Source organism: Phaeobacter sp. JH20_34 (assembly GCF_048056095.1).
Lineage (GTDB): Bacteria > Pseudomonadota > Alphaproteobacteria > Rhodobacterales > Rhodobacteraceae > Phaeobacter > Phaeobacter bryozoorum.
Genome location: NZ_JAYMWT010000006.1, coordinates 1 through 1,435, shown reverse-complemented (window position 1 = coordinate 1,435; position 1,435 = coordinate 1). Strand labels below are relative to the sequence as shown.

The window sequence follows — 1,435 nt, the reverse complement described above, 5'->3', positions numbered from 1 at the left end:
CAGTTGCTCGGGCCGCATCCGAATTGCGTCTCTCGACGCGCCAAGTCTACAACCACCTGCGCCGATACCGCACCGAGCGCCGGGTTTCTTCGCTGTTGCCAAAGACTGGTGGGGCCAAGCGCACAAGGATCAGCCCGGCTGTTGAGGAGATCATTGCGGCAACGCTTCGGAAGATGTGGCTTCAGCCTGAGCGGCCGGACCTTGCGCCGATTGCCGATGAAATCCGCGCCCGTTGTGTCAGCGAAGGTCTTGATCCGCCTGCCTATGTCACCGTATCCAAGCGTATCCCACGACTGTTCACACCTGAGGAGATTGCCCGACGGCAACATTCAGGAGGGAAAAGCCTGCGGCGTCTGAAACCGCGCCCGGGCTATATCCGGGCCAAACACGCTCTCGACGTCGTCCAGATCGATCATACCCCTGCCGACATCCAGTTTGTGGAAGTCATCGATGGTCAGGGCATCTATGTCGGACGCCCCTATCTCACTATCGCAGCCGATGTTGCAACAAGCGCGATTATTGGCTTCTGCCTGACCCTGGAGAAGCCCTCACGCCTGTCGGTCGCCCTCTGTCTTGCGCAGGCGATGTGCCGCAAGGAGGACTGGCTGGCAGCGCGCGACATCAATCATTCCTGGCCGATGTTTGGCCGCCCGAAGAAGGTCGTCGTGGATTCCGCCATGGAATTCAGAAGCACCAGTTTCATCCGGGGTTGTGCCGAGTACGGCATTGTAATTCAAAGCCGGAACAAGGGGACCGTCCATCGTGGCGGGGTTGTCGAGCGGCTTCTCGGCAAAGTGAATACGGTGCTGCGCTCGTTGCCTGGCAAGACCGGGCGTTCCATCGCGGACCGGGGTGAATACTTGTTCGAGGCCTGCAAGGCTCAGCTTTGCAGGCCTCGAACGCTGTATCGCTCTGGCGATTATCGATCACAATCTCAGCCAGAATGAACGCAAGCTGACGGTCCCGGCCAAGGAATGGGGACGGAAATGCCGTCCGTAGGACGGCCTTGAAGACAACCCTTTCGGCGTTTCTTGTTGATTTCCGCTGAGAAGTGACCAGGTATTTTCACCGAGATTTGACCCACCCTCAGTATGCGACTTTGCTCATGACCTGGTCAATGTAGCGGACTCCTTTCTTGTCTTCTTGGCAGCCTCGGCGCTCGCCTTGAAGCGGTAGCTGTCGTTGCCGGTTTCCAGAATGTGGCAGCGGTGAGTGAGCCGGTCGAGGAGCGCGGTTGTCATCTTTGCGTCGCCGAAGACCTGGGCCGGCTTTGTCAGGTTGCTGACGTCGCCGCGTCCGGATAGTTCAGATCCATGTTGAACATCGAAGATTTGTCGCGGATCAAAGGCTTCCGGTTTCCGAAGAGTGTCATCGGATACGCCGTCTGGGCCTACCACCGGTTTGCTTTGAGCCTGCGCGACGTGGAGGATCTTCT

General features: G+C 58.5%; 3 pseudogenes. 2 read left to right on the top strand and 1 reads right to left on the bottom strand.

Going from position 1 to position 1,435, the window contains the following annotated elements:
* Positions 1 to 947: pseudogene (locus tag VWZ81_RS07765) on the top strand (transposase); the annotation flags it as partial.
* Positions 948 to 1,103: 156 nt separating this feature from the next.
* Here VWZ81_RS07765 and VWZ81_RS07760 read toward each other — a convergent pair.
* Positions 1,104 to 1,265, bottom strand: a pseudogene (locus VWZ81_RS07760) (ATP-binding protein); the annotation flags it as partial.
* 48 nt (positions 1,266 to 1,313) lie between these two features.
* Here VWZ81_RS07760 and VWZ81_RS07755 point away from each other — a divergent pair.
* A pseudogene (locus tag VWZ81_RS07755) lies at positions 1,314 to 1,435 on the top strand (IS6 family transposase); the annotation flags it as partial.